Source organism: Acinetobacter sp. 802_lipA, assembly GCF_058242885.1.
Map to the genome: position 1 here is coordinate 345234 of NZ_JBZAYP010000001.1, position 22485 is coordinate 367718.

The window sequence follows — 22485 nt, forward strand, 5'->3', positions numbered from 1 at the left end:
TATAGGCAATGCCGCTCTATATTTCAAACCTCAACCATAAAAAAAGCAGCCACAAGGGCTACTTTTTTCATTCGAAATAAATCGATGCTTTAACTTTGCTCAGCGGCATGCTCACGTAGAAGTTTCGCCACCCAGACCACTAAGATTAAAATTGGGATCCCAATGAGTGTGGTCAGCAAGAAGAAATTTGGATAGCCAATATTGGACACAATTGTCCCTGAATATCCACCTAGTATTTTAGGTGTCAACGTCATCAATGAACTAAAAATCGCATACTGAACCGCAGTAAAAGATACGCTGGTCAAACTTGATAGAAATGCAATAAATGCAGCACCAGCTAAACCTGATGCCAAGTTATCGACAATAATCGCAAAATACAGCCAGTTTGAACTATATTCTTTAATCACCTTCCCTTTAACTTCTAACTGCCCATCAACTGCTTTATTCAAATTAATCGGTTGAAGATCAACATCTAGAGTTGCAGATTTCTCAGCTTCAGGATCCACCTGATAATTCAGTGCAGTGTGTTGTTGCGCACGCTCATTTTGCATCAATACGGCATTCAGCTTTTTAGAGTTTGAATCAAGAAGCAGTTGAGCAGGGATTGCTGCGCTAAACACACCTTCTTTGTCTAGCTTTGCATCAAAACTTTGACCATCTAAGCTCAATTTAATACTTTGGTTTTCAGCCAGTGTAGCAAGGTATTGACCTCGTACCACGATACTTCCTTCAGACTCTCGTTGATCAATCACATTATCAGCCGTGATCGGAAGCAACAGCAATGCCGTAGATGCACCCGTTTGACTAATGTAAGGCAATGTGACCGAGACAGGCTGTGAAGTATCATTTTGAAAACTGGCCGTTGCAGTTAGACGTTCATTTGCCTGAAGCTGCTCAACAGGAACCTTAATTGCCCATGCACCTGTCTCATCCGCTTGAGTTTTGAAACTTTGCTCACCAACATTGATCACAACATCATTTAAAGGTTGTCCTGATTTGACCAAACCAATAAAAATAAGATTAGTTGAACTAGCTAAAATTGCACCGACAAACATCAACTTCATGATGTTCATGCGCTGTGCCAGTAGCCCTCCTAAAAAGCCACCAACCAAACTAAAAATCACCCCATAAACTTTCACTGCTTCAGCAATCTGCTCTTTGGTAAAGTTTAAGTCTTGATAAAACACATTGGAGATCACACCTGCAATGATGTCGGAAATACGGTAAAAACCAATCAACAATAGCAATACTAACGCCAATTTCACGCCATAACGCTTAAAAAAGTCAGCAACAGGATTCACCCATGTTTCATAGGCCATTTGCTTATTCACAGCGCCCATTTTGACAAGGCTTGAACCCACCATAAATGCAACCGCACCAGAGCCAATAAAACGTAAAGCTTCAAAACAAAACAATGCAAAACTATCTTTGATCGTCCAGAGCTGAATTAGCATTTCTGTGAGCTTGCCTGAGTAAACATAACTCAGCACAAAACTCATCACAGATACAAAGAAAACCGCCACTAAACGATAATAATCTACGCGTTTATATTCTTTACGTACCCGATCAACTTGTGGCTCACGTATGCATAAAGTGGTTGCGATCCCGACCAACATGACCGCCGCCATTGCCAAATAGGTCCACTTCCATGCCTCATAAATATAGTTGCCCTTAGCTGTACCCAAATAAGCCGCTAAAAATAACGCACCCGCACCTGCAACGATCATCCCGATGCGGTAGCCTGCGTTATAGGTTGAAGCCAACACCGTTTGCATTTGCGTTTCTGCCAGTTCAATACGATAGGCATCAATCACAATATCTTGTGTCGCAGCAGAAAAACCTAAAAGCACTGCACCCGCAGCCATTTGGTAAAGATAGCTCTGACCAAGAGACGGATCTGAAAAAGCCATGATAGAAATGGCACAGATAATTAAGAGTTGTGCGATCAATAACCACGCACGCCGACGACCCAATAATTTGGTCAGCACTGGTACAGGTAATTCATCGACCAAAGGGGCCCAAACAAATTTGAATGAATAACCCAGAGCAGCCCAACTAAAAAAAGTCACAGCGCTCTTATCGATACCTGCCTCACCTAACCATAAAGATAAGCTCGAGAAAATTAACAGGATTGGGATACCTGCTGAGAAACCCAAAAACAGCATGATCAACGCACGGCGATCTAAAAATGCAGTAAAGGCGGATTTCCATCCTGAAGATTGTGTTGTCATTACGTTTTTGTTGTCTTAAAACCAATGCTGCTATTCAAACCCTTAATACAATTTGTTTCAACCTGATTTATAAAATCAATGTTCTATTTTTGTCGACAAACACTGCGACTTTGCTTGATCTTTTGCATTAAACCTGTATACCTTTAAGTTTCTAACGCAATCTTTAGTTTCGGATTTCAAAGTGACCCAAAAACACGATCAAATGAGCTCTTCTATATCTGTACCACCCGCATTAAATAGTCAAGAAAATCCAGAAAACAACCTTAGTTCAGCATTTGACCAACCCGAAATTCAAACGACCTTAGCAAAGACACAACTTCAAGCAGAGCAACTGACGCACACACCTGCTCTGGATAAGATTCCAGCCTCAACGCGTCGTATTAAACCGCTCAATAATTTTTTAGGGCAAGACCGCGCACGTGCTTCAGTTGAAGCAGGCATTTCCTTACCTTACTCTGGCTATAACATCTTTGCCGTAGGAACAGCTGGCTTGGGCAAGCGCACCATGGTCAAGCGTTTACTCCAGCAACACGCCAAAAATATGCCGACACCGAACGATTGGGTTTACGTTTATAATTTTAAAAGCCCACGTCAACCGATTGCTTTAGAATTACCTGCGGGTCAGGCGGTAAAATTTCAAACCATGTTACATCAAACATGGCAAACCACTTTAAAGCAACTTGAGCGCCGCTTTACTGCTGAAACCTACCACAACCGTATAGAAGCCATTCGCCAACAAACAGGTGATGTTCAGCAACAAGCATTGATTGAATTGACCCAAGAAGGTGAAGAACTCGACCTCAAACTAATCTCTCGTAATGATGAGCACTGCTTTATCCCCGTCCAGTATGTAGACGATAAAGTATTGGAAATGACGCAGGCCGACATCAATGCTTTAAGCTCTAAAGAGCGTTCTGAAATTAATGCCAATATACGCCATATGGACAAAAAACTTGAGCGTTTAGGCATGCATTTAGGCGACTTGGAGGAAGATGCCCGCGATAAAGTTCAAGTGTTGAATCGCGATATTGCCAAGCAAGTTTTATTACCTAAAGTCGAACAGTTACTGACTAAGTTTGCTGAGGTTGAAGGCTTAAAAGACTACTTAAAATATTATGCTGAAGACATTATTAACAATGTCGAGGTGGTACTCGAACAAGAAGAAGATGACTTCACGCCTGGCCTGTTTAGTCGTATCCCTTCGCGCTATCAAGCCAATGTGATTGTGTCGCATAAAACCAATGCTGGTGCACCAGTTATTTTTGAAGACTTCCCAACTCACTACAATTTGCTTGGCCACGTAGAGCAACTGACTCAACATGGCACCATTACTACAGACTTTACCTTAATCCGCCCAGGGACATTACATAAAGCCAATGGTGGTTTTTTAATGTTAGAAGCAGAACAACTGCTTGAACAGCCTTATGCATGGCAAGGTCTAAAACGTGCTTTAAAATCAGGCCAGTTAAAACTTTCTTCACTTGAACATATGTTGACACTGACAGGAAGTATCTCAATTGAACCTGAAGCAATCCCGCTTAATTTGAAAGTGGTTTTACTGGCTGAGCCTGAAATTTATTATGAAATACTCGAAGTAGAACCTGAGCTTGGCAGTGTCTTTAAAATCCGTGCCGACTTTACTGATACGTTGCAACGTAATGAAGTAAATGAACAAGCCTATATGCAGCTGATCGCAGACTATGTACAGGCCGATAAACTACTTCCTTTTGATCGATCTGCCCTTTCTGCGCTTTTGACCGACTCTAGTCGTCAAGCCGAAGATCAAAGCTCCCTATCTCTGCATGCCCTCACTTTGGGTGATTTGATTCGTGAGGCGCATCATCACGCCTTCCAATCAGGCGATAAAATGGTCTCGGATCAACACATTAATATGGCATTAGATCATCGCAAATATCGCTTAGGCTATTTACGTGAGCTCTATTGGCAGGATTTGTCACGTGGTACACAGCTCATCGAAACGCGCGGACACCGCCTCGGCCAAATTAACGCACTTTCTGTCATTCACTATGCGGATGTCGAGTTTGGCTTACCGTCACGTTTAACAGCCTCCGTGTATCAAGGCGGCGGCGATATTCTAGATATTGAGCGTAGTGTCGAGCTCGGTGGCTCTCTGCATGCGAAAGGTGTGCTATTGATGTCATCGTTCTTAAAAGCACATTTCGGGCGTGAGCAAACCCTACACTTCTCTGCCGCACTTGCCTTTGAACAAAGCTATGGTCAAGTCGATGGTGACAGTGCTACGGTTGCAGAGCTGTCTGCTTTAATCTCAGCGATTAGCCAACTCCCGATTGATCAGTCTTGGGCGATTACTGGCTCAATGAACCAATTAGGTCAAGTTCAACCAATTGGTGGTGTCAATGCGAAAATTGAAGGCTTCTTCGATGCATGTAAACTTCAAGGTTTAACTGGTAAACAAGGTGTGATTATTCCGCGTCAAAATATGCAGCATTTAATGTTACGTAAAGATGTGATTGATGCGGTTTCAAATGGCCAGTTCCACATTCATGCTATAGATACGATTGATCAAGCGCTTGAACTACTTATGGCTCGACCAGTCGGCACTTTAGACAAAAAAGGACGCTACACCAAGAAGTCCATTTATGCGGCGGTGATGGATCAGCTAGATTATTGGCAAGCCATTGAAGATGGTGCTGAGTTTGAAGAAGAGCCGAAGAAAAAGAAAAAAAAGAAGAAGGACAAAAAAAAGGCAAAAGCTGAAAAGAAGACTGTTGCAACTGAAAATGCAGCAGAACACACTTCTGAAGCTGTAAGCACTGTAACTACAGCGGATTAACACTTTCCCTCAAACAAAAAAAAGCGCCTCAATGGCGCTTTTTTTTACAACTGAAGATTAAGCTTCAGGTGCTGGACTATGCTGTTCAACTAAAGGTTGTAATTCACCTTTTTGGAACATGTCTAGAATAATGTCACTACCACCAATCAACTCACCGTTGATCCATAACTGTGGGAATGTAGGCCAGTTTGCAATTTGTGGTAACAAAGCACGAATATCTGGATTTTCAAGAATATTCACATAAGCAAACGGACGACCAATTTGACTAAGCGCTTCTACAGCACGTGCAGAGAAACCACATTGTGGAAACTGTGGGGTGCCTTTCATATAAAGAAGTACAGCGTGTTTTGCAATTTGGTCACGAATTAACGCTTCGGTATCGCGTGCTTGTTCAGTCATTGATCAATCCTCAACTAATCTAACCCGCATTATACCCAAAACGTAGAAAAACAGTATGCCTAAAGCAATATTTCGACTTTTATTTAGATTTAGGCTTTAAAACTACAAGCATAATTGCTTAATATTGGATTTCACTTACCCTCTAACAGATAAGAGTTAGTCATGAATAACATTACCCTTGCTCCTGTACAAACTGATCAACCCTCTCATTTGATGCCAGTATTTGGCCGTCAGCCGATCAGCTTTGTCCGAGGTCGAGGCTCTTATCTGTACACTGAGGATGGTACTGAATACTTTGATGCGCTAACGGGCATTGCAGTCTGTGGTTTAGGCCATGCTCATCCTGTCATTGCGGAAGCGATTGCAGAACAAGCGGCAACGCTCATTCATACCAGTAACTTGTTTGAAGTGCCTTGGCAAACGGCTGCAGCACAAAAACTTGCTGAAGTTGCTGGCATGGAAGAAGTATTCTTTTCAAACAGTGGTGCAGAATCCAATGAGGGCGCAATCAAAATTGCCCGTAAATTTGGCTACATGCAAGGCATTGCCAATCCAAAAATCATTGTTGCAGAGCACTCTTTCCATGGGCGTACCATGGCAACGTTATCGGCAACAGGCAACAAAAAAGTCCAAGAAGGCTTTGGCCCATTGGTTGAAGGTTTTATTCGTGTCCCATTCGGCGACATTGAAGCCATTGAAGAAGCCACAATTCACCATCCAGACATTGTCGCAATCTTTGTCGAACCAATTCAGGGCGAAGGTGGGGTCAACACTGCTCCGCAAGGCTTTAGCTACTTGGAAGAGATTCGTCAGATCTGTAATCAGCATAACTGGCTGATGATGTTGGACGAAGTTCAAACAGGTAATGGTCGTACGGGCGAATACTTTGCCTACCAACACACCAACATCATTCCTGATGTACTCACCACAGCCAAAGGTTTAGGCAATGGCTTCCCCATTGGTGCGGTGATGACTCAAGGTCGTGGTGTAGGCGTATTGACCGCGGGTAACCACGGTTCAACGTATAGTGGCTCAGCATTGGGTTCGCGTGTGGTGTATACCATCATCGACATTATGCAAAAAGAAAACATTGTACAAAATGCAGCTGAACAAGGCGCTTACATCGTAGAACAACTGCGTAAGCAACTTGCCGATCAAAATGTGATTGTCCGTGGCTTTGGTTTGATGATTGGTGTTGAACTACCAAAAGCATGTGGTGACTTGGTGAACATTGCTCGTGATGAATACCACACCATTATTAACGTTACTGCGGGTTCTGTGGTGCGTTTACTGCCGACCTTGAATATTACCAAAGATCAGGCGGATCAACTGATTGAACGTCTAGTGAAAATGATTAAAGCGTACTTAGCTTAAGACAAAAAAGTCTGGTTCTAAAATTGCTTTTTGCATATTTCGGAACCAGACTTTTTGAAATGAATCGGCCAACTAAATATTAAAGTTTTGGATCACGCATTTGAACCAAACTTGCATTGGTTTTAGTTAAGGTTTCTATCACTTTATTCATGACTGCTGGTACCAAGGCATCTGCCATTTGCGCAGCTTGTAAGCCTAACTTCTCACCTAAAGTCGGTTTCTTACGCGTTGAGATGACATAAACATCATGATCGGTCAGCAAATTAAGCAAATAAGCATCTGAAGTTTGTAACTGATCGACCAAATTCAAATCTAAAGCATCTTGTCCATACCAGTGCTCACCTGTCGCCACTTTCTCAACATTGAGCTGTGGACGATATTTTTCAACAAAGTGTTTAAACAACACATGCGTCTGTTGTAACTCTTCTTCAAACTTCGCCTTACCTTCTGCTGTGTTTTCACCAAACATTGTCACTGTACGTTTATATTGGCCTGCTGTGTACAGTTCAAAATCGATATTGTGTTCTTTTAGCAGACGATTAAAGTTAGGAACTTGCGCGACTACACCAATTGAACCAACAACCGCAAAAGGTGCAGCAATAATCTGATTGGCGATACATGCCATCATATAACCACCACTCGCTGCAACTTTATCGACACAGATCGTGAGATTGAAACCTGCATCACGTAAACGAACCAATTGTGCAGCAGCCAAACCATAACCATGCACCATACCGCCTGGGCTTTCTAGACGTACCACAACGCGATCACGCCCTGCTTTGGCTGTCGCTAAAATCAAGGTAATTTCTTCACGTAAACTTTCTACCGATGTTGCCGCAGTATCGCCTTTAAAATCTAGAATATAAACTTTTTGATTGGCCTTTTTACGATGACGTGACTCTTTCGCTAACTGCTGAGTCAGTTGCAGTAACTCTAGTTTAGAGGCTGTTGTTTGCGCTATTTTTTTACGTTGTTCATTAATACGCGCATTTAAATGTGTAATTCGAATTTCAGCGGGAAGTTTCGGTAAATGAAATAACATAGAAATTATATTCTCTAAAATAATACGTCGGTATATGACCTAGATTAGGTCAATGGCATTTTTTTTCAATAGCCATTTTTTGTTTTATTCTGTAATGCGTTATCTTTCACATTTAATCATTTACAAGATGAGTCAATCTCTCAGACAACACATCTTCGCATTTATTGTCCAATATGACTGCAATGCACAATGTGCATCATCATGGCTATTTAATCACTAAACCAAATGCTCGCTCATAAAAAAACAGAGCGCGTAGGCTCTGTTTTTTCAAATATTTCAAGTTGTGCGTATTAACCGAAACGACCTGTAATATAGGCTTCAGTTAACTGATGATCTGGCTGAGTGAAGACTTTCTCGGTTGAGTTCACTTCAATCAAGTCACCTAAATGGAAGTAAGCGGTACGGTCTGATACACGTGCAGCCTGTTGCATTGAGTGCGTCACGATCGCAATCGTATACTGCGTTGAAAGTTCAGAAATTAGCTCTTCCACTTTCGCTGTTGCAATAGGGTCAAGCGCTGAACATGGCTCATCCATCAGAATCACTTCAGGGCTCACCGCAATGGTACGTGCAATACATAAACGCTGCTGCTGACCACCGGACAAGCCTGTGCCCGGTTGGTTTAAACGGTCTTTGACTTCATCCCAAAGGCCCGCTTTACGTAAGCTGTTTTCTACAATTTCTTCTAAGTCATACTTATCACGCGCCAAACCATGGAGTTTAGGGCCATAAGCCACGTTATCAAAAATTGACTTTGGGAATGGGTTTGGTTTTTGGAATACCATACCTACTTGAGCGCGAAGCAGTACCACATCTAGGTTTGGGTCATAAATATCTTGATTATCCAACATCACTTTACCCGTCACACGACAGCTATCAATAGTGTCGTTCATACGGTTCAGAGTACGCAAGAAGGTCGATTTACCGCAGCCCGATGGCCCAATAAATGCAATCACTTCATTTTCGTAGATATTCAGATCAATCCCTTTAATCGCTTCAGCTTCGCCATAGTAAACATGTACATCTGTAGTGCTGAGTTTTACTTGTCCTTGTGCCTGATCTTTCTTAGCAGAAGTCTGTGTATCGAACTGCGACACAAAAGAAGTACCCTGCTGACCTGAGGTCGTATTCGGGTTTGTAAATTGAGTGTGTTCTTGATTCACTGTTTGATCCTGATCTAAGGAATTTTTAACAACGGTATTCATATTTTGCCCTCACTTACCAACGGACTTCAAATTTCTTACGTAACCAAATTGCAATACTGTTGAGTCCAATCATCATTGCAAGCAGAACAATAATCGCAGCCGCTGTACGTCCTTCGAAGAAGTTACGCAGCTCATTACCTTGCCACAAGAAAATCTGTACAGGTAAAGCACTCGATTGATCAAATGGAGTTGTAGGTACACTTGCAACAAATGCACTCATACCAATTAATAACAGCGGTGCAGTCTCACCTAATGCTTGTGCTACACCAATGATTGCACCCGTTAGAATCCCCGGTAGTGCAAGTGGTAAAACGTGATGGAATACGGTTTGTATACGTGAAGCACCTAGCCCTAAAGCTGCCTGACGAATTGATGGTGGTACAGCTTTCAACGATGCACGTGTCGTAATAATCACCGTTGGTAATGTCATTAAACTCAGCACCAAACCACCGACCAATGGTGCGGAAAGCGGTAAATGCATCCAACCAATAAAGATCGCAGCACCGAGCAAACCAAAGACAATTGATGGTACAGCGGCAAGGTTGTTAATGTTGACTTCAATGACGTCTGTGATCCAGTTTTTAGGCGCAAATTCTTCAAGATAAATTGCAGATGCCACACCAATTGGAATCGAAATAATGATCACGATCAGCATCATGAACAGCGACCCCATGAATGCCCCTGCTAAACCTGAAGTTGCAGGAGAACTACGAGAGTCTGGACTGACAAAAATGTTGGTATTAAAAGTATTTTCCATTACCCCTGAAGCTTTCATTTCATCGGCAAGTTGACGAACTTCTGGGCTCAACTGTTGCTGTTCATCAGGCAAACTACGGTCAATATTTCCTGCGAGCCACACATCAACGTTTGCATCAGCAAGCACTTTAATGTCTTCCTTCTTACCGACCAATGATGGATCTTTCATCACCATATCACGTAAGCGATATGCTTCAGAACTAGTGTACAAAGAAGCTAAGTCATCTCGTTTAGAAGCAAGTGCTGGATCTTTTGCAATCATGGCATTCACAATTAAAGCATCCCAATCCACCATACCCATTTCAGTTTGCCAAGCAATAAAACGCTCTTCAAACTGTGCTGGAGATTCACCTGCACGCTGTACAGGTTTTGCACCTGTCGTAATAATGGCAGGGTCAAAGTACACGGGTAAACTCATGCTACTTTGCCAAAAAGCAGGTAAGCCTTTCGATAAAATACTGCCAAAAAGTAGCGCGACAAAGAATAAACCTGCAATCACTGCTGAGAAACCAAAGAAACGAAAGGTTTTTTCTTTACGGTGACGTTTTGCCAATGAATTACTGATCGTTTGCTTACGCTTTTCTCGTAATTCTGCCGCATGTTGTGGATCAAATACTTGATCTGCTGTGCTATTAGAAGTCGTCATTAGTCGTATTGCTCACGATATTTACGCACGATGTACAGTGCAACAATGTTCAAACCAAGCGTAATTACAAAGAGTGTCAGACCTAGTGCAAATGCCACCAAAGCTTGCGGGCTTGCAAAGTCAGTATCACCTGTCAATTGGTTTACGATGGTAATGGTCACAGTTGAAATGGCTTCAAGTGGATTGGCATGCAATAAAGGACTGTTCCCTGCTGCAAGCACCACAATCATGGTCTCACCGATGGCACGTGACGCTGCAAGCAAGAACGCGCCGATAATGCCCGGAAGTGCTGCAGGTATCACCACCTGACGAATGGTTTCAGACTTTGTCGCACCCAAACCTAATGAGCCATCACGTAATGCACGTGGCACCTGCGTGATAATGTCATCAGACAGCGATGAAACGAAAGGAATAATCATGATCCCCATGACGAAACCAGCAGTGAGTGCGCTGGTTGCGTTGATGTGTAAACCAACGGATTCGCCAAGCATTTTAAAGAATGGGCCAATGATCATCAGTGCAAATACACCGTAAACAATGGTTGGAATCCCTGCGAGCACTTCAATAGTTGGTTTTGCCCATGAGCGAAACCCAGAAGATGCATATTCAGCAAGATAGATCGCGATCATTAATCCCACAGGGACTGCAACCAAGAGTGCAATACCACTGACCATTAAGGTACCCCAAAGTAATGGCAGTAAGCCGTAGCTTCCTTCTGCATTACCAGAGGTACTAAAGCCTGGGTTCCATTCTGTACCGAAGAAAAAGTCGAGTGGACTCACGAAGTGGAAGAATCGCATCGCTTCGCTGAACATCGACATCACGATACCAATCGTGGTTAGAATCGCGACACCAGAACAGAGCGCAAGTGCAACATTAATGGTTTTCTCAACTTGGTTACGAGCGCGGAACTGAGTTGCAATGCGTTTTTTTGCAGCGACTAAACCTGCCAGTGCCGCACAAATCACCACTGCAATTTTGGCAAATGTACCAATGCTTTGAAACTTCGCCAGTTGCTCCGCAGCAGCAAGCTCATACGCGGCTGGTGTATCTGTTACACCAAAACCTGAAGCAATCGCTTCCACACGGTTGATCAACACATCCGTACTAGCAGCATCTAAGGTTGCAGCGACTTGTGCTGGCACGTGATTTAGTACCACATGATTCAAAACATTTGGTTCAACAATATTCCAAACAATCAAAATTAAAAAAGCAGGGATACCACACCACAAAGCCACTAACGCACCGTAATACCCCGGACGTGAGTGTAATTTTGCAGAATTATTTCCCTTACCTGCTAAGTTACGGCTCTGGCTTAAGCCCATTTGATAGGCTATGGCGATCAGTGCCAATAACACACCTATAAGTAGCAGATTCATGTATTCTCCACGGTTCTTTCAATTTTCATTATTTGAAAAAACTTAATCCTAGTAAAAAACGTCAAAGGTAGGACTTGCCTACCGTTGACTGTTTCTACGCTTAATTACTTAACCGCTTTGCCTGCTTTGAAGTTCGCAAGAACTGCTGCACGCTCTTTGTCTGACATTGAGATCAAACCAGCACGCTCAAGCTTAGAACCTTTACCTGATACTTTCTTGCTGATGAAGTATTCCGTGTATTCTTTTAAGCCTTTGATTGATTTCAAATGCTCACCCTTCACGTAGAAGAATAGTGGGCGAGAAACTGGGTATGAACCATTCAAAATTGTCTTTTCAGATGGTGCAACATTGTTCACTGTAGCTACGCGTAACTTGTCTCGGTTTTGGTCGTAGAAACCTAAACCAAACACACCTACTGCGCTAGGCGAGGTTTTTAAGCGCGCTAAAGTTTCAGTGTAGTCACCCGCAATCTCAATCACTTTGCCGTCTTTACGGAAAGTTGAACATGCTTTCTTTTGTGCATCTTTATCCATTGCCTTGATTGCTGCATAAGTTTCGCAGCCTGCATCAACCATTTTTTCTTGGAACACTTCACGTGTACCGTGGTTTGATGCTGGAATCACTAAAGTGATTGGTTCATTTGGAAGGCTTTTGTCAATTTGGTTCCAACGTGTATATGGGTTTGCAACCATTTTACCGTTAGATGGTAACTGCGCTGCTAAAGCTGCATAGACGTGCTGTGGACGTAATTTGTATGCTGCTTTGCTTGCATTTGAAGCGAACACAATACCGTCATAACCAATTTTGATTTCGATCACTTGGTTGACACCAGCTTTCTTACAAGCAGCTAATTCTGTATCTTTAATTTTACGAGATGCGTTTGCGATATCAATTGTGTTATCACCCACACCATTACAGAACTGTTTTAAGCCACCTGAAGAACCGCCAGAACCAACAACGGGTGCTTTAAATTGTGGGAAAGTATTACCAAATTCTTCAGCAACAATACTTGCATATGGTAAAACTGTTGAAGAACCCGCAATTTGGATTGTGTCACGAGCTGCATTTGCCGTGGTTGCTACAGCTGCCCCAGAAACTACTACTGCAAGTGCGATATGGTTTAAGCGCATATTTGTTATCTCACATATTAAACATTTTGGAGTACGCCACTTTTTATTCAGTCTTGTACTTTTTTGGATAACTGCATTTTGATTTCAGAATATGACAAGCAAGTTACAGCATTGTGACACTTTCATGATGTTTATTTTTATTTGTCCATGATTCGTTACACTTTGTTCAATTTCACCCACTCTAAACACGTAAAGAATTTTTCTTATTTCGATATACCGAGAGTGCATAATTCATTTTACATCAACATCTTTTACGCTTTTATAAAAAATAAAACACATTTAGAATCAATACATAAAGCAAAAAAGAACTCCATAGACTTTGATTTCTTTAACATTGAATAGCCCTTCTAATCTATAAAAATTTGCGTATACCCATATGCAGAATCCATATAAATTTTCGCCATTTGTCAGAATTTCATAACCCATAAATGACAAATGAGTGGAGTAATATTTAGAAAATTGAGCGTCATTTAGGTCTTAATTTTTACCTTTTATCCCCCATTTATTTCTTAGAAATTAGCATACTCATCTTGAATACAAGAGCCAATTTATGACTTTTAGACTCAGGTACCTTTCTTATTTTTAGAAATATTTGTCCGAATAATGGGTATTTCTGACGATACCGCTTTATCTTTTTTCTAAAAGATAGCTCAATGAAGGAGATTTTGGGCTTCATCTACCCTTTACTGCCGCCTTAACCTTTCATTTTTCGTAAGAAGCTTGACAAGTCATATGAATGCGGCTTTTCCCATGAGCGCTAGCCAAACACATTTATTTACCCCAAATTGCCGTGATTATGACAAGGACTTGCCTGTCGTGCAGGTCATACCTTTAACTTAAAAATTCATGAAGAAAATCATTTGCCTATTGAAAATCAAAAGCCCGAATATTTAGCTTTAGTCTTAACTATTGAAGTTCATTTTCCTGAAAATCATAGTTCAAGCAGATATCGAAAACTACTTCATAGAAAACCAAAGCATCTCCAACATAATTAAAATTAGATGCTTAGCCAATAGATGTTATGCATTTTAATATTTACAACATATAAAAAAAGGAGCTGATATCAGCTCCTTTTTTTTAACACAAACAATCGATTAAGCAATTGCAGGTGTATAGGTTCCATCTGCGATTGGACCTTTGATACGATCCGCTTCTGCAAGGACAAGACCAAGCAGGTTCTTCACGTTATCTAAAGTCGCAACTGGACTTAAAGTCGTCATTTTCAAAGATTGATTTTGACCCACTTTAGTGACACCAATATTCGCTTCACCACGTGCAAACAATTCGTCTGCAACGTTTTGGTTTAAGGTATCAAGCAATTCTACTGGATAGCCTTCTGGAACCACACGGAACAATACAGATGCAAATTGTGGATCAACCAACATCTCTAAACCAGCAGCTGCATTGATATAATCAGCAACGTCACGAGTTAAAGTAACGCCGTGGTCAATCATAGAGCCATACAGTTCTTCACCCAAGGCTTCAACAGTCATCCAAAGCTTTAACGCATCGAAACGACGTGTTGTTTGAAGTGACTTAGACACGAGGTTAGGCACGCCATGCTCTTCGTCATAAGCAGAGTTTAAATACTCAGCTTCATAGTGCATGAAACGATAGTTCGCTTCGTCTTTTAACAAGAACGCACCACAAGAGATGGTTTGGAAGTAATGCTTATGGAAATCCAGCGTAATTGAGTCAGAAAGCTCAATACCATCCAACATATCGCGATGATTGTTCGATAAGATTAAAGCACCGCCCCATGCCGCATCGATGTGCATCCACGCGCCATATTTGTTGGTGATTTCACGAATTTGCTTCAGTGGATCAATTGCACCTGCATCGGTCGTACCCGCAGTTGCAACCACACACGCCACAATCTTACCTTCAGCTTGAAGGTGAGCCATGGTTTTTTCAAGTGCATCCACATCCATCTGCGCGTTCTCGTTCACAGGAACGGTCACGACTGATTGGAAGCCCATGCCCATCATCGCCATGTTCTTTTGCACAGAGAAGTGTGCATTTTCAGAACAAATGACTTTGACGTTGCGCATCGCATCGCCTGGCACGCCATCACGCTGTACAGACCACGGATTACCGTTTTCGTCTTTCCAGTTTTTCGCAATACATGCATCACGTGCAAGCAGTACACCCATCAAGTTTGACTGTGTACCACCAGAAGTGAACACACCAGCTTGACCTGCACCATAACCCACTTTTTGACGAAGCCAGTCAATCAACTGAACTTCCATCAATGAACCTGCAGGACTTTGGTCCCAAGAATCCATCGATTGATTCGTTGCATTAATCAGCACTTCAGCAATTTGACTAGTCACCATAGTTGGGCAGTGCAAATGCGCGAGCGAGTGCGGGTGATGGACTTTTAAGCTTTTGTTTAAGAAAAGCTCAACCATACGTTCAAGTGACTTTTGTACACCCAAACCTTCTTTAGAAGGATTAAATGCAATCGCGCTGCGTAGCTCTTTAATGCTACCACCTGTGTACATTTTGTCATTTTGCAACCATGCTGCAACTGCTTTAGTCGCTTGGTCCATTGCTGACGAATAGTCAGCAATGGATGCAGCATCATTGCAGAGTAACGCCTTACGGTGTTCTGCAAAATCAACCATGATTACGCGCCTCGAGTTGCAACAAGTGCTTCAGCAATTGCTTTCTTAAAGCGAACAATTACTTCTTCACATTCAGCTTGAGTGATAATAAGTGGGCAAAGTAAACGAATCACTGTACCGTTACGACCGCCTTTTTCTAACAATAACTTGTTGTTAAAGCATGCCGCTTGAATCGCTGCTGCCAGTTGACCATCTGCAGGTAAAGAACCCATATGATCCGCTGGTTTACGCTCATCAACAATTTCAACACCAATCATCAAACCACGACCACGCACGTTACCGATACATGGGAACTCTTGAGCAAGCTTTTTAAATTCAGCTTGTAAGAAATCACCACGTTCTTGTGCATTTTGCGCAAGGTTTTGTTCTTTGATGGTTTTGATCGTTGCAAGACCAGTACCCATTGCCAATTGGTTACCACGGAAAGTACCCGTGTGGCCTGCTGGCTGCCAAGCATCAAACTTACGTTTAATGCCCAATACAGCAAGCGGTAAGCTACCACCAACGGCTTTAGACATGACAACAACGTCAGGTTCAATACCCGCATGTTCAAATGCGAACATTTTGCCTGAACGTGCAAAGCCTGCTTGAACTTCGTCAAGAATCAACACAATGTTATGTTTTTCAGTCACTTCGCGGATTTTTTTCAACCATTTGGTTGGCGCTGTGACCACACCGCCTTCACCTTGAATTGCTTCAAGAATGACAGCCGCTGGCTTGGTTACACCACTTTCAACATCTTCAATGAAGTTTTCAAAGAAATATGTCAATGCATCCACACCCGCTTCACCACCTAAACCAAGTGGGCAACGGTATTCATGCGGATACGGCATAAATTGAACGCCTGGCATTAAACCATTTACAGCATTTTTCGCAGACAGGTTACCTGTCATTGCAAGAGCGCCGTGCGTCATACCATGGTAACCACCAGAGAAACTAATCACTGTGCTACGACCGGTATACGTCTTCGCTAATTTAATTGCTGCTTCCGTGCCATCTGCACCAGATGGACCACAGAACTGTAGACAATACTCTTCCTTACCGCCTGGTAATTGTTCAAGTAATGCTTCAGTAAATGCATCTTTTAAAGGTGTCGTTAAATCCAAAGTATGTAAAGGAAGACCACTTGCAAGTGTATCTTGAATACTTTGAATTACCGCAGGATGATTATGGCCCAAAGCCAATGTTCCTGCCCCAGCTAAACAATCGAGGTACTTTGTACCTTCAACATCAGTAACCCAGCAGCCTAATGCTTTGGCTATCGCTAACGGTAATTTCCGTGGATAGCTACGAACATTGGATTCCATCTGACTTTGGCGAGTCAAATAGTATTCGTTAGTAGTATTAGTGGCAGGGTTTACAGAAGAAACGCTCATATCGAATTACCATCTCTGATATGGGTTGAAAGAAATAAGTCGGGTGACTTTTGGTCCTTTGACTCGGCGCTTTATAAATCTAGTCAGATAGCGTTTGGATACTTCATAACTAGGAGGCGGATGATACAGAAATTTTCAATAAAATAAACAGCTTTTGGATATTATCTGCCAGAAATTTACTAAAAAAATATATCATGCCAAAGCATAGCTTAAATTATCCTCTTATAGTGTGACAACGTAAAGAATAGACGATGAATTTATTTATTTTTCAACTTCACCACAAAATTTCAAAATACTCACCCTGGTCAAAAAATAAGTTTTTGAAATAAATCACTTTATCTAGGTTTTTCTGAAAAATATCTTGTACCTTTTTTTACAATCGAACCACAATATTTTCGCAAATTCACCACAAATTGGCTTTAAGCTTTTTACAAATGTTGCAAAACTCCTCCTAAATAAAAAAGGAATAAAAATGCGTCAATTCTTCATCCCAGCAATCGCTCTTAGTGCTTTATTTAGCTCAGCAGTTTTTGCTCAGTCTGAGAACCAATTGAACTACAATATTGTCAATGTTCAGGCAGAGGCAACACGCCAAGTATCCAACGATTTAATGAATGCAACGCTTTACATTGAACGTAGTAATAAACAACCTGCTGAACTCGCAACACAAATTACGCAGCTCATGAATCAAGCCACAGCTTTAGCTCGTAAATATCCAAGCGTAAAAGTCGAAACGGGTTCTCAATCCACCTACCCTATTTACAACGATGACAACCAAAAGTTAAAAGAATGGCGTGGTCGTGCTGAAATTAATTTAGAAAGTACCGATTTTAAAGCGGCGAGCCAGTTAATTGGTGAGCTACAGCAAAACTTCCAAACCCAGTCAATCGGTTTTAGTGTATCTGACACACAACGTAAGAAAGTGGAAAATGAGCTAATTATTGAAGCATCGAAAAACTTTCAACAGCGTGCGCAATCGTTAGCGCAAGCATGGAGTAAGTCAGGCTATAACTTGGTTAACTTAAACATTAATACCAGCAATTACTACCCTCGCCCAGTCATGATGCGTGCAGAAAGTGCGAAATTTGCAGCAGCTGATGCACCAATGCAAGATGTTGCAGGCGGTGAATCTAAAATCACTGTGAATGCAAATGGTACTGTTCAACTTAAATAACAGATTTCATTCAAATTCATCTAAAAAGCCATGTTAAACATGGCTTTTTTATTGTGTGCTCTATTAAGAAGACTTTAATTCGCCTATTAATTTTGCGTTTTAATTGCAATAAGTGATAATGGTTATTATTTGATTTCATCAAAGTTCAGCATATGATAGCCGCGCTATTTATTATGGATTGCGCACAAAAGAATGATTTCATCACGTCTTCATCTGCAGGATCGCAGATTATTCAAAGCCAAACAACTCAGTATTGCGATTGGACTTTCTATGAGCTGCTTGACCTATGCACAAGCGGAAGAACTCACTGAAGCAGCGAGCAACAATGTGCTTCCGACCATCAAACTTGAAGCACAAGGCAACTGGTTAGAAGATGCCAATGCAGAGAAAGTGCAAAAGCATGCAGGCGCCCGTACGATTATTAATCGCAATCGCTTAGATGAAGTTGCTGCGACTTCAATTAAAGATGCCCTGAAGCAAGTGCCTGGTGTTCAAGTTCAAGAAAATAATGGTACTGGTGGCAGTGATGTTTCACTCAATATTGGTGTCCGTGGTTTAGCCTCTCGTTTATCGCCTCGTTCTACTGTACTGCTTGATGGTGTTCCGCTATCATTTGCGCCTTATGGACAACCTCAGCTTTCTCTAGCACCAGTATCATTAGGCAATATTGAATCTGTGGATGTGGTTCGTGGAGCAGGTTCTGTACGTTTTGGGCCGCAGAACGTTGGCGGTATCATTAATTTTGCAACTCGCTCGATTCCTCAAGAGTTTGCAGGTAATGTCAGCCTAACGACCGAATATGCTTCGGGTACAGATCAAGTTAAATATAGCCCGAACCTATTTGTAGGCGGAACCTTAGATAATGGTTTAGCCCTTGCTCTGCTATATTCGGGTACAAAAGGTGATGGCTACCGTGAAGCCAATAATAAAACTGACATTGACGATGTCATGTTAAAAACGGCCTATCAAATTACAGATGCGGATGCGATTGCTTTAAACCTACATCACTATGAAGGTTATGGTGAAATGCCTGAAGGCTTGACTGCCGAAAAATATGCGCAAAACCCTTATCAGTCAAATAAGTCACGTAATTATTTCTCTGGCCGCCGCTCAGATGTGTCATTCCGTTATACCCATCAAGATGAAAAAAATAACTTTGAATTACTGACGTATTATATTGACTCATTTCGCACGAGTGACTTAGAGACAGATGTTAGTGCGACCACTTCGCGTATGGATACCTCTCCACGCGACTACAAAGTTTTTGCCATTGAACCACGCTGGTCTCGTGCATACCAATTAGGTAACTCAAATAGCGAATTCACTATCGGCTACCGTTATTTAGATGAAGATAGTTCTGAGTTCTCAGGTCGTTCATCGACATATGCATTGAATGCACCTGTGACCGAAATTAAAGCACGTACCACGAGTGAAGGTGGCACTAAAGCACATGCGATTTATGCAGATAACCGCTTCGATTTAGGTAACTGGGTCATCACACCGGGTCTACGTTTTGAATCAATTGAAACACATAACAATTTTACTGCCTATAACCAAGGCGTTGCAGTTAATACCATTTCACCCAAAATTGATTCAGATGAGTTTTTACCCAGCCTATCGGTTATGTATAAAGCGACAGACAATTGGAACATTTTTGCCAATGCGGGCGTTTCATTCGGCCCACAGCAATACAACCAATTGGCACGTTTAGAAGGTGGGGTTGCGCAAAGCACAACTGATGGCTTACATCCTGAAAAGTCCAATAACTATGAAATTGGGACGAAGTATTTAGGCAATGGTCTAAATGCAGAATTAACCGCGTTTTATTTAGACTTCAAAAAAGAGTTAATTTTAGAACGTGATGCCCAGAACAATGGCATTTGGACAGACTTAGGCGCAACCAGCCACAAAGGTGTAGAACTTGGTCTGGCTTATGACTTTGCTTATTTGACCGATGCGCTTGAGGGCTTAAAACTCTATAGCAACTACACGTTCACCAAAGCTGTGGCTGAAGCAGGTGACTTTGAAGACAAAGACCTTCCTTTCTACTCACGCCATACAGCAAATGTTGGTTTAGGCTATAAAGTGAATCAATGGAGCGTCAATGCAGATATGTTTGCCCAATCTAAGCAGCATTCTCCAGGTTCGGGTGATACCTATCAAACTGACGAATCGGCTGATGGAAAATTAGGTGATATTCCAGGTTATTCCACTTTTGCCGTGCGTACAGCCTATGACTTTGGTGAGCAATTCCACGGTTTAAAAATCGCGGGTGGCGTTAAAAACGTGTTTGATAAACAATATTTCACACGTTCTACTGACTCAACAGGTGGAAAATATGTAGGGCAACCACGTACCTTCTACCTTCAAACGTCATTTGATTTCTAAACCAGAAAGCCAATTCGTTCAAGCACATTGAACTGTTAAAAAAGACTACATTTTTGTGGTCTTTTTTATTTTAACAATATGACAAAATTATGACTCTCTTTCGTACTTGATAAACACAATCCACTTTCATGACTCTTTCAGAACTTAATTTATCGCTTTTTTCATGGATTAATGCTTCTCCTGAAGCCAGTAATACCAGCATTCATTTTGCCATATTCATCGCCAATGACCTGCTCTATTGCATGATTTTACTGTTTGCTTGGTTTTGGCTACGTGGTAACTACGACACTAAAAAACAGATATTGAAGGCGTTTATTTTTACCAGCATTGCCATTTTGATCAGCCAATGTATTTCTCATGTGTATTATCACCCGCGGCCTTTTGTCATGGAGGTCGGACGCACTCTCATTTACCATGCACCCAATGGCTCTTTCCCAAGTGACCATATGTTGATTTTTAGCAGTATCGCCTTTTCTTATCTATTCTCTGCGCAGCGTAAACTGGGAATTTTTCTCTTGATTATGGCTTGGCTGGTTGCATGGTCACGTGTCTATCTTGGTGTGCACTTCCCTTTAGATATGCTCGGGGCTTTTCTATTGGCTTTTGCCTTAAACTTCTTTGGATTAAAGCTTTGGAATCTCTATAAAGATAAAATCATGCAATGGGCACTCACCATTCACTTTTACTTATTTAAGCCCCTCATTCAAAAAGGCTATATCAAATAACTTTTGCTTTAAAACAAAAAATCCCGCTCGAAAGCGGGATTTTTTTTAATACGTTTAAATCAGTAGATCGCCATGTGGTTGCGATGAATCATCTCAAGTGAACGTGCTTCACCTAGAACTTGGTGAACTTTATCTGACGCCAAGCCCTTTACTAGTTCCGCAGAACGCGAACTAAAGTTGACACGTCCGACCGCAACACGGCCACCTTGGATATCAACACATTCAACCACGTCACCGCGTTCAAAATGCCCTTCCACAGCTTTCACACCAACTGGAAGTAAACTACGATGATTATCTTTAATGGCTTTAACAGCACCATCATCCAACACCAAACGCCCCGCAGTTTGTAAGTGAGCCGCCAACCACTGTTGATGAGCAGTAATGCGGTCATTGTCAGTAATAAACAATGTCCCAAGCATTTCACCATCCATCAAACGTTCAAGCACATTGTCGCTTTCACCACTGGCAATCAGCGTTGGACAGCCAGACTTTGCAGCTAAGCGTGCAGCACGGACTTTGGTCAACATACCACCACGACCAAACTTACCGCCACCGCCAGCCATATCAAATAAACTCTCATCTAGAGCACGCACAGTATGGAACAGTTTTGCATCTGGATTTGAACGTGGGTCTGAGTCGAACATCCCCTGCTGGTCTGTCAAAATAATTAACAAATCTGCATGGACTTGACCTGCAACCATCGCGGCCAGCGTGTCATTGTCACCAAAGCGAATTTCATCGGTCGAAACCGTGTCATTCTCGTTGATTACAGGAATGACATGCCATTCAATCAAGTTCTGTAAAGCGTCACATGAGTTCAAATAACGACGACGGTCTGCCAAGTCATCATGGGTTAATAACACTTGCGCAGTCTGAATGTGATGTTTTTCAAGCACACTTGACCACGTATGAATAAGGCCCATCTGACCAATGGCAGCACACGCCTGAAGACTGGGTAGATCGGTGGGTCGGCTGTCTAGCTTCATACGAACCATACCTTCAGCCACAGCTCCTGACGACACCAGAATAATCTCATGTCCTGCATTGTGTAGATCTGCAATTTGTTTCGCCCAATGCGAAATTGCATCTATATCTAAACCTTGCCCATTTGCTGTGAGTAAAGATGATCCGATTTTAACAACGATTCGTTTACAAGCTTCGAGCTTACGTTGCCCATCTACCACTTCTATCATCTTGTCCTCAGTTACTCATTACGAG

At 42.0% G+C, this 22485-nt stretch carries 15 protein-coding genes; 5 read left to right on the forward strand and 10 right to left on the reverse strand.

Annotation, left to right across the window (positions count from 1 at the left end):
- Nucleotides 1-89: 89 nt before the first annotated feature.
- The gene (locus AC4CU3_RS01740) at nucleotides 90-2231 is read right to left on the reverse strand and encodes an AmpG family muropeptide MFS transporter (protein ID WP_490737956.1); all 2142 of its coding nucleotides are present in this window, start codon (nucleotides 2229-2231) and stop codon (nucleotides 90-92) included.
- Nucleotides 2232-2412: 181 nt separating this feature from the next.
- Here AC4CU3_RS01740 and AC4CU3_RS01745 point away from each other — a divergent pair, with 181 nt between their 5' ends.
- Nucleotides 2413-5046 (forward strand): Lon protease family protein, encoded by a 2634-nt coding sequence (locus AC4CU3_RS01745; protein WP_490737957.1) that lies wholly within the window; start codon nucleotides 2413-2415, stop codon nucleotides 5044-5046.
- A gap of 57 nt (nucleotides 5047-5103) precedes the next feature.
- Here the strand turns inward: AC4CU3_RS01745 and grxD are convergent, their stop codons facing one another.
- Nucleotides 5104-5445 carry a Grx4 family monothiol glutaredoxin gene (grxD, locus tag AC4CU3_RS01750; RefSeq protein ID WP_004693588.1) on the reverse strand — a complete coding sequence of 114 codons (342 nt, stop codon included), beginning with the start codon at nucleotides 5443-5445 and terminating at the stop codon, nucleotides 5104-5106.
- Nucleotides 5446-5607: 162 nt separating this feature from the next.
- Here grxD and AC4CU3_RS01755 point away from each other — a divergent pair, with 162 nt between their 5' ends.
- The gene (locus tag AC4CU3_RS01755; RefSeq protein WP_490737958.1) at nucleotides 5608-6819 is read left to right on the forward strand and encodes an aspartate aminotransferase family protein; all 1212 of its coding nucleotides are present in this window, start codon (nucleotides 5608-5610) and stop codon (nucleotides 6817-6819) included.
- Nucleotides 6820-6898: 79 nt separating this feature from the next.
- Here the strand turns inward: AC4CU3_RS01755 and sohB are convergent, their stop codons facing one another.
- The 7 genes from sohB to AC4CU3_RS01790 form a co-directional block, all read right to left on the reverse strand.
- Nucleotides 6899-7870 carry a protease SohB gene (gene sohB, locus AC4CU3_RS01760; protein ID WP_490738454.1) on the reverse strand — a complete coding sequence of 324 codons (972 nt, stop codon included), beginning with the start codon at nucleotides 7868-7870 and terminating at the stop codon, nucleotides 6899-6901.
- Between the two features lie 281 nt (nucleotides 7871-8151).
- Nucleotides 8152-9066, reverse strand: a complete 915-nt coding sequence (gene pstB / locus AC4CU3_RS01765; protein WP_279043818.1) for a phosphate ABC transporter ATP-binding protein PstB — start codon at nucleotides 9064-9066, stop codon at nucleotides 8152-8154.
- A gap of 13 nt (nucleotides 9067-9079) precedes the next feature.
- The gene (pstA, locus tag AC4CU3_RS01770) at nucleotides 9080-10468 is read right to left on the reverse strand and encodes a phosphate ABC transporter permease PstA (protein WP_279043819.1); all 1389 of its coding nucleotides are present in this window, start codon (nucleotides 10466-10468) and stop codon (nucleotides 9080-9082) included.
- Complete coding sequence (pstC, locus tag AC4CU3_RS01775; protein WP_125280435.1) at nucleotides 10468-11847, reverse strand: phosphate ABC transporter permease subunit PstC; 1380 nt, start codon at nucleotides 11845-11847, stop codon at nucleotides 10468-10470. Before pstC ends, pstA begins: the two co-directional genes overlap by 1 nt.
- A gap of 104 nt (nucleotides 11848-11951) precedes the next feature.
- On the reverse strand, nucleotides 11952-12977 hold the full coding sequence (locus AC4CU3_RS01780; protein ID WP_004693599.1) for a substrate-binding domain-containing protein: 1026 nt from the start codon (nucleotides 12975-12977) through the stop codon (nucleotides 11952-11954).
- 1094 nt (nucleotides 12978-14071) lie between these two features.
- Nucleotides 14072-15604 (reverse strand): pyridoxal phosphate-dependent decarboxylase family protein, encoded by a 1533-nt coding sequence (locus AC4CU3_RS01785; RefSeq protein WP_335998996.1) that lies wholly within the window; start codon nucleotides 15602-15604, stop codon nucleotides 14072-14074.
- Between the two features lie 2 nt (nucleotides 15605-15606).
- Entirely contained in the window at nucleotides 15607-16980 is a 1374-nt protein-coding gene (locus AC4CU3_RS01790; protein ID WP_279043821.1) for a diaminobutyrate--2-oxoglutarate transaminase, read from the reverse strand.
- 472 nt (nucleotides 16981-17452) lie between these two features.
- Between AC4CU3_RS01790 and AC4CU3_RS01795 the strand changes: the two genes are divergently transcribed.
- From AC4CU3_RS01795 to AC4CU3_RS01805, 3 genes are all read left to right on the forward strand, one after another.
- The gene (locus AC4CU3_RS01795; RefSeq protein ID WP_087528561.1) at nucleotides 17453-18154 is read left to right on the forward strand and encodes an SIMPL domain-containing protein; all 702 of its coding nucleotides are present in this window, start codon (nucleotides 17453-17455) and stop codon (nucleotides 18152-18154) included.
- A gap of 192 nt (nucleotides 18155-18346) precedes the next feature.
- A complete protein-coding gene (locus tag AC4CU3_RS01800; protein WP_279702173.1) occupies nucleotides 18347-20542 on the forward strand; it encodes a TonB-dependent receptor family protein in 2196 nt (731 codons plus the stop codon).
- A 128-nt stretch (nucleotides 20543-20670) separates the two neighbouring features.
- Entirely contained in the window at nucleotides 20671-21267 is a 597-nt protein-coding gene (locus AC4CU3_RS01805) for a phosphatase PAP2 family protein (protein ID WP_078388996.1), read from the forward strand.
- A gap of 59 nt (nucleotides 21268-21326) precedes the next feature.
- Here AC4CU3_RS01805 and proB read toward each other — a convergent pair whose 3' ends face one another.
- A complete protein-coding gene (proB, locus tag AC4CU3_RS01810) occupies nucleotides 21327-22460 on the reverse strand; it encodes a glutamate 5-kinase (protein WP_062034593.1) in 1134 nt (377 codons plus the stop codon).
- Between the last annotated feature and the right edge of the window lie 25 nt (nucleotides 22461-22485).